The sequence below is a fragment of the Methylobacterium sp. Gmos1 genome, assembly GCF_053764715.1.
This window is the reverse complement of sequence record NZ_JBSNCC010000018.1, coordinates 121,810-129,427: the sequence shown is the minus strand read 5'-3', so window position 1 is coordinate 129,427 and position 7,618 is coordinate 121,810. Positions and strand designations below refer to the sequence as shown.

The window sequence follows — 7,618 nt, the reverse complement described above, 5'->3', positions numbered from 1 at the left end:
TGATCGTGTGAGCACCGAAACGTCAGACCAGCATCATCCTACTCACGACCGGTTCCGAAGAACCGGCCCGCAGGGACGACGCCGTCCACGCTTCTCTTTCTCGTATGAACTTGTCAAAGAGCGAACCGGAGTGATCCGGCAGTCCTCGGCGACGACGGGACCAGCGCCTGACTAAGGTCAGGCTCGCCAGCCCAGACTGTCTCGAAGACGGTTCAGCGCCCGGGCCGCGGAAGCGGCCGGCGCCGATGGGTGGTCGTATAGGCGCCCGATTCTGCCCCGTCAACTCCTTTGTGAAGCTCTCGCGACAGGCCCCCTCCCCTCTCCCCCCGCGCGCCGGCCAGCTCACGCGACACCAGACACCTGCGAGGGCTCGCACGCACCGTCTGCCCGGCTGAACGCGCAGTCCTCGTATTACGTGGGCGCATGGGCGAAAAATGCCAGCTTGGGGAACAAACCACCACTATCCGTAGCGCACAACTTTGTTTCCGCGGTGTAATTCTGTCGCATTGCCAAAAAGAAATATTGACCCGCGGCGCTCGAACCCGCATGGGGCACGCACTCTGTCATCGGAGCCGATTGAATGCTGGACCAAGATCAAGAAACCAACCTGATTGAGCGCGCGGCCGACATCGTGTCGGCCTACGTGTCCAACAACTCCGTACCGGTCGCCGACCTGCCGGCGCTGATCAACGCGATCCACCAGTCGCTGAGCCGGCTCGGCGACACCCAGGCGGTGGAGGCGGAGAAGCCGGCTCCGCTGATGCCGATCAAGAAGACGGTGACCCCGGACTACCTGATCAGTCTCGAGGACGGCCGCCAGTACAAGTCACTCAAGCGCCACCTGTCGACCCGCGGGCTCACCCCCGAGGAGTACCGCCGCAAGTGGGGCCTGCCGCACGATTATCCGATGGTCGCCGCCAACTACGCTGCACAGCGCTCCGAACTCGCCAAGAACAGCGGGCTGGGTCGCCGGCGCGGCGCCTGACGCCCACTGCGACACCTCCTCGGACGCGGAGGCTTCGGCCCCGAACAAAAAGGCCCCCGGACCGCGAGGTCCGGGGGCCTTTTTCATGTCAGCCGTCGAGCGTTGTGCGCGTCAGTGCGCCACCAGCCCGGAGGCGTCGTCCTCGGACCGCACCGGAGCGGCCTTCGGCAGCGGCTCGTCCCATTCGATCGCCTCGGGCTTGCGGATCAGCGCCCGCTCGAGAACCTGATCCATGCGCGAGACGGGAACGATCTCGAGCCCGTTCTTCACGCTGTCGGGGATGTCGACCAGGTCCTTGGCGTTCTCCTCGGGGATCAGCACGATCTTGATGCCGCCCCGCAGAGCCGCGAGCAGCTTCTCCTTGAGACCGCCGATCGGCAGCACCCGGCCGCGGAGGGTCACCTCGCCCGTCATGGCGATGTCGCGGCGCACCGGGATGCCGGTGATGACCGAGACGATCGCCGTCGCCATGGCGATGCCGGCGGACGGCCCGTCCTTCGGGGTCGCCCCCTCCGGCACGTGGACGTGGATGTCCCGGCGCTCGAACAGCGGCGGCTCGACCCCGAAATCGACGGCCCGCGAGCGGACGTAGGACGCCGCCGCAGAGATCGATTCCTTCATCACGTCGCGCAGGTTGCCGGTGACCGTCATCTTGCCCTTGCCGGGCATCATGACGCCTTCGATCGTGAGCAGCTCGCCCCCGACCTCGGTCCAGGCGAGACCCGTGACCACGCCGACCTGATCGTCGGTCTCGACCTCGCCGTAGCGGAACTTCGCCGGGCCGAGGAAGGTGTCGAGGTTCTCGGCCGAGACCGTCACGCTCTTCACCCCCGAGATCAGGATTTCCTTCACCGCCTTGCGGATCAGGTTCGAGATCTCGCGCTCCAGGTTCCGCACGCCCGCCTCGCGGGTGTAGCGGCGGATCAGGAGCATCAGGCCGTCATCGGTGATCGACCATTCCTTCGGCTCGAGGCCGTGCTTCTTCAGCGCGCCGGGCATCAGGTGCTTGCGCGCGATCTCGACCTTCTCCTCCTCGGTGTAACCGGCGATGCGGATCACCTCCATCCGGTCCAGCAGGGCCGGCGGGATGTTGAGGGTGTTGGCGGTCGTCACGAACATCACGTTCGACAGGTCGTAATCGACCTCGAGGTAATGGTCGTTGAAGGTCGCGTTCTGCTCTGGATCCAGCACCTCGAGGAGCGCCGCCGACGGATCGCCGCGGAAGTCCATGCCCATCTTGTCGATCTCGTCGAGCAGGATGAGCGGGTTCGAGGTCTTGGCCTTGCGCATCGACTGCACGATCTTGCCGGGCATCGAGCCGATATAGGTCCGCCGGTGACCGCGGATCTCGGCCTCGTCGCGCACGCCGCCGAGCGACATGCGGACGAACTCGCGACCGGTGGCCTTGGCGATCGACTTGCCGAGCGAGGTCTTGCCGACGCCGGGAGGACCGACGAGGCACAGGATCGGGCCGGTCAGCTTGTTGGCGCGCTGCTGCACCGCCAGGTACTCGACGATCCGCTCCTTGACCTTGTCGAGGCCGAAGTGATCGGAATCGAGCATGGCTTGGGCGCCGGGCAGATCCTTCTTGATTTTCGAGCGCTTGCCCCACGGGATGCCGAGCATCCAGTCGAGGTAGTTGCGCACGACGGTCGCCTCGGCCGACATCGGCGACATCTGGCGCAGCTTCTTCAGCTCGGCCAGCGCCTTGTCCCGCGCCTCCTTCGACAGCTTGGTCTTCTCGATCTTGTCCTCGAGCTCGGCCAGCTCGTCGCGGCCGTCCTCGTCGCCGAGTTCCTTCTGAATGGCCTTCATCTGCTCATTCAGGTAGTACTCGCGCTGGGTCTTCTCCATCTGCCGCTTGACGCGGGTACGGATGCGCTTCTCGACCTGCAGCACCGAGATCTCGCTCTCCATCAGCGAGAGCACGCGCTCCAGCCGCTGGGCGACGGTCGGGATCTCGAGGATCGCCTGCTTGTCGGAGATCTTGACCGCGAGGTGCGAGGCGACGGTGTCGGCGAGCTTCGAGGGCTCGTCGATCTGGATCACCGCCGAGACCACCTCGGGCGAGATCTTCTTGTTGAGCTTGACGTAGTTCTCGAACTCCGAGATCACCGAGCGCGCCAGCGCCTCAGCTTCGATCTTGTCGCCGAGATCGTTCGGCAGCACCTCGGCGTCGGCGGCGTAGTACTCGTCCGAGCGGACGAAATCCTGGATCTTGGCGCGACCGCCGCCCTCGACCAGCACCTTCACGGTACCGTCGGGGAGCTTCAGCAGCTGGAGGACGCTGGCGAGCGTGCCGATGGTGTAGATCGCGTCGGTGGCCGGATCGTCGTCGGTGGCGTTGACCTGGGTGGCGAGCAGGATGTGGCGGTCGGTGCGCACCGCCTCCTCGAGGGCCCGGATCGACTTCTCGCGCCCGACGAACAGCGGCACGATCATGTGCGGGAAGACCACGATGTCGCGCAGCGGCAGGACCGCGTAGGTCCCGGTCGAACCGGGAACGACGGGCTGGCGCGATTTCGGCTGGGTCATTGACTGACTTCCTTGTGTGGTGACGCCCAGATCCCTCCCCTTACTAGGGGGAAAAGCAGGAGGAACGCTGGGGGCCGACCGGGCCGCGGGGGTCGGAAACGAGAGAGCGGCCGGGTCGCGGGACCGCACCTCGATTCGGTGAGCATGCGGCCGCCGCGTTGACTCTCAGGTGGCTCCTGGGGATGCCGCTTTCAAGCACCGTGCCACCCGGCCGCATCCGGCCGCCTCTCGTGCAAGAGGCCGCCGTTTTCGCGGCGGCCTCTTCGCGTGACGATCAGGCGCTGGCGCTCGCCGGCGCGTCCTTGCCGCGGTCGCCGTGGATGTAGAGCGGCCGCGACTTGCCATCGACGACCTCCGGCCCGATGACCACCTGCTCGACCGAGTCGAGGCCGGGCAGGTCGTACATCGTCTCGAGCAGGATGCTCTCCAGGATCGAGCGCAGGCCGCGGGCGCCGGTCTTGCGCTCGATCGCCTTGCGGGCGACGAGGCTCAGCGCCTCCTCCTGGAACGTCAGATCGACGTTCTCCATCTCGAACAGGCGCTGGTACTGCTTGACCAGCGCGTTCTTCGGCTCCTGGAGGATGCGCTTCAGCGCGGTCTCGTCGAGGTCCTCGAGGGTCGCCAGCACGGGCAGGCGGCCGACGAATTCGGGGATCAGGCCGAACTTGAGCAGGTCCTCGGGCTCGACGTTGCGGAAGATCTCGCCGGTGCGACGGTCGTCCGGGGCCTGGACCGTGGCGCCGAAGCCGATCGAGGTACCCTTGCCGCGGGCCGAGATGATCCGCTCCAGCCCCGCGAAGGCGCCGCCGCAGATGAACAGGATGTTGGTCGTGTCGACCTGGAGGAATTCCTGCTGCGGGTGCTTGCGCCCGCCCTGCGGCGGCACGCTGGCGACCGTGCCCTCCATGATCTTCAGGAGCGCCTGCTGCACGCCCTCGCCCGACACGTCGCGGGTGATCGAGGGGTTGTCCGACTTGCGCGAGATCTTATCGATCTCGTCGATGTAGACGATGCCGCGCTGCGCCCGCTCGACGTTGTAGTCGGACGCCTGGAGCAGCTTGAGGATGATGTTCTCGACGTCCTCGCCGACGTAGCCGGCCTCGGTCAGCGTCGTCGCGTCGGCCATCGTGAACGGCACGTCGAGGATGCGCGCCAGGGTCTGGGCCAGCAGCGTCTTGCCCGACCCTGTCGGGCCGATCAGCAGGATGTTGGACTTCGCCAGCTCGACGTCGTTGTGCTTGGTCGCGTGCGCCAGGCGCTTGTAGTGGTTGTGCACAGCCACCGACAGGACCTTCTTGGCAAAGTCCTGCCCGATGACGTAGTCATCCAGGACCCGCCGAATCTCCTTCGGGGTCGGTACGCCGTCCCGCGACTTCACCAGCGAGGACTTCGATTCCTCGCGAATGATGTCCATGCACAGCTCGACGCACTCATCGCAGATGAAGACGGTCGGGCCCGCGATCAGCTTGCGAACCTCGTGCTGGCTCTTGCCGCAGAACGAGCAGTACAGCGTGCTCTTCGAGTCGTTGCCGCCAGCCTTGCTCATATGGGTCTCCAAGTCCCCGATCGGTCCCGCCCCGGGGGCACGACCGCATCGCTTTTAGATAGTGGCGCCCGGCTAAAGAAACAGTCACCGCCCCAACGCGCGCCGGGCGCCCGACGCAGAATCGCGATGCAAACACGCAGCCACCGCCGGATCAATCCCACGGATGCGACAGGCTCCCGCCAAATGGCCGCATCGGGGATCCGTCTTCCGGAGCGGTGGCCCCCCGCCGGGCGAGGTCCCGCGCGGGCGGGACCCCTTCCGGCGGAAGGCCTGGCACCTCAGGCCTGTGCCGGCGCCTCGGCCCGCTTCTGGAGCACCTCGTCGATCAGGCCCCACTCCTTGGCCGCGTCGGCGGTCATGAAGTTGTCGCGCTCCAGGCCCTGCTCGATCGCCTCGTACTCGCGGCCGGTGTGCTTGACGTAGATCTCGTTGAGGCGCCGCTTCAGGGCCTCGATCTCGCGGGCGTGGATGAGGATGTCGGTGGCCTGGCCCTGGAAGCCGCCGGAGGGCTGGTGCACCATGATCCGGGCGTTCGGCAGGGCAAAGCGGTGGCCGGCCTCGCCGGCGGCGAGCAGCAGCGAGCCCATCGAGGCGGCCTGGCCGACGCAGAGCGTAGCGACCGGGCAACGGATGAACTGCATCGTGTCGTAGATCGACAGGCCGGAGGTGACCACGCCGCCCGGCGAGTTGATGTAGAAGGAGATTTCCTTCTTCGGGTTCTCCGCCTCGAGGAACAGCAGCTGCGCCACGATCAGCGACGCGGAATAGTCCTCGACCGGGCCGGTCAGGAAGATGATGCGCTCGCGCAGCAGGCGCGAATAGATGTCGAAGGCGCGCTCGCCGCGGCTCGACTGCTCGACCACCATGGGGACGAGCGCGCTGTTGTAATAGTCGACCGGATCTCTCATCTCGATGGCCCTCTGAACGGAACTCGGCCGCCTCTGGGCGGCCGGGGTAGCGGCGGAAACGTACGACCTCGCAGGCCCCGTCCCCGCCGCCCGTTCGGGGCCGTCGCGAGGATCAGGCCGGGTTGGACTCACCCGCGGGAGCAGCCTCGGCCGAATCAGCCTTGGTCTCCTCGGCGTCGTCCTCGTCGGCGAACAGCGCCTCCTTGGAGACCGGCTCCTCGACCAGTTTGACCTGCCCGAGGACGTGGTCAACCACCTTCTCCTCGAACAGCGGGGCGCGCAGCTCGGCCAGCGCCTGCGGGGTCTTGCGGTAGAAATCCCAGACCTGCTGCTCCTGGCCGGGGAACTGGCGGACGCGGGCGATCAGGGCCTGATTCACCTCGTCGTCCGAGACCTTGATATCGGCGCTCTCGCCGGCCTGCGCAAGCACCAGGCCGAGGCGCACGCGGCGCTCGGCGATCCGGCGGTACTCCTCGCGCGCCTTCTCCTCCGTGGTGTCCTCGTCCTCGAAGGTCTTGCCGCGGTTCTTCAGGTCCTGCTCGACCTGGGCCCACACGGCGGCGAATTCCTGGTGGACGAGGCTCGGGGGCAGCTCGAAGGAGTAGCGGCTGTCGAGGGCGTCGAGCAGGCCCTTCTTCAGCTTCTGGCGCGAGGCCGCCTCGTACTCGCGGCCCATGGTCTCGCGCACGGCGTCCTTGAGGGCGTCGAGCGAGTCCATGCCGAAGTTCTTGGCGAGCTCGTCGTTGATCGTCAGCTCACCCGGGTACTGGATGGCCTTCACGGTGACGTCGAACTCGGCCTCCTTGCCGGCGAGGTGCTCGGCGCCGTAATTCTCCGGGAAGGTGACCTTGACCAGGCGCTCGTCGCCGACGCGGGCGCCGAGGAGCTGGTCCTCGAAGCCCGGGATGAAGGTGTTCGAGCCGAGGTCGAGGTTGATGTCCTCGCCGGTGCCGCCCTCGAACGGGGTGCCGTCGATCCGGCCGGTGAAGTTGATGGTCAGCCGGTCGCCGGTCTCGGCGTACTGGCCCTCGGGCCGGTCGGTGAACGGGCGGTTGGCGGCGGCCATCCGCTCGATCGTCGCGTTGATCTCCTCGTCGGAGGGGGTGACGACCTGCTTGGTCAGGCTCACGTCCGAGAGGTCGACGAGGTCGAAGCTCGGCATCACCTCGAGGGCGACCTTGAACGAGAGATCGCCCTTGGCGTCGAGCGCCTTCTCGATCTCGTCCTTGTCCTCGGGCATCTGGACCTGGGGCTCGAGCGCGAGCTTGAGCTTGTTGTCCTCGACGATCTTCTGGTTGGCCTCGGTGACGGCGTTCTGGACGACGTCGGCCATCACGGAGCGGCCGTAGACCTTGCGCAGGTGGGCGACCGGCACCTTGCCCGGGCGGAAGCCCTTGATCTGCACCTTGCCCTTGATCCCGTCGAGCTCGGTCGCGAGCCGGCTCTCCAGCTCGGCCGCGGGCAGGACCACCTGGAATTCGCGCTTCAGCCCCTCGGCCTTGGTCTCGGTCACCTGCATCGTCGTCATTCCGCCTTGCACCTTCGAATCCGGTCTCGCTGCGGCCCGGACGGCGGCTGCCGTGCGACGGGACCGTCAGGACAAGGAGCCGGCCTTGCTGCTTGAACCCAATCCGTCGTGTCGCC

At 66.8% G+C, this 7,618-nt stretch carries 5 protein-coding genes; 1 reads left to right on the top strand and 4 read right to left on the bottom strand.

Features of this window, described 5'->3' with window-relative positions; genetic code table 11:
* The first annotated feature begins 580 nt into the window (after window positions 1-580).
* Window positions 581-985 carry a MucR family transcriptional regulator gene (locus ACS5PV_RS26235; protein WP_455398270.1) on the top strand — a complete coding sequence of 135 codons (405 nt, stop codon included), beginning with the start codon at window positions 581-583 and terminating at the stop codon, window positions 983-985.
* Window positions 986-1,096: 111 nt separating this feature from the next.
* Here the strand turns inward: ACS5PV_RS26235 and lon are convergent, their stop codons facing one another.
* From lon to tig, 4 genes are all read right to left on the bottom strand, one after another.
* Window positions 1,097-3,520, bottom strand: a complete 2,424-nt coding sequence (gene lon, locus ACS5PV_RS26230) for an endopeptidase La (RefSeq protein WP_455398269.1) — start codon at window positions 3,518-3,520, stop codon at window positions 1,097-1,099.
* Window positions 3,521-3,794: 274 nt separating this feature from the next.
* Entirely contained in the window at window positions 3,795-5,066 is a 1,272-nt protein-coding gene (gene clpX / locus ACS5PV_RS26225) for an ATP-dependent Clp protease ATP-binding subunit ClpX (protein ID WP_048445376.1), read from the bottom strand.
* A gap of 278 nt (window positions 5,067-5,344) precedes the next feature.
* Entirely contained in the window at window positions 5,345-5,974 is a 630-nt protein-coding gene (locus ACS5PV_RS26220; RefSeq protein ID WP_048427128.1) for an ATP-dependent Clp protease proteolytic subunit, read from the bottom strand.
* A 112-nt stretch (window positions 5,975-6,086) separates the two neighbouring features.
* Window positions 6,087-7,493, bottom strand: a complete 1,407-nt coding sequence (gene tig / locus ACS5PV_RS26215; protein ID WP_455398280.1) for a trigger factor — start codon at window positions 7,491-7,493, stop codon at window positions 6,087-6,089.
* Window positions 7,494-7,618: the final 125 nt, after the last annotated feature.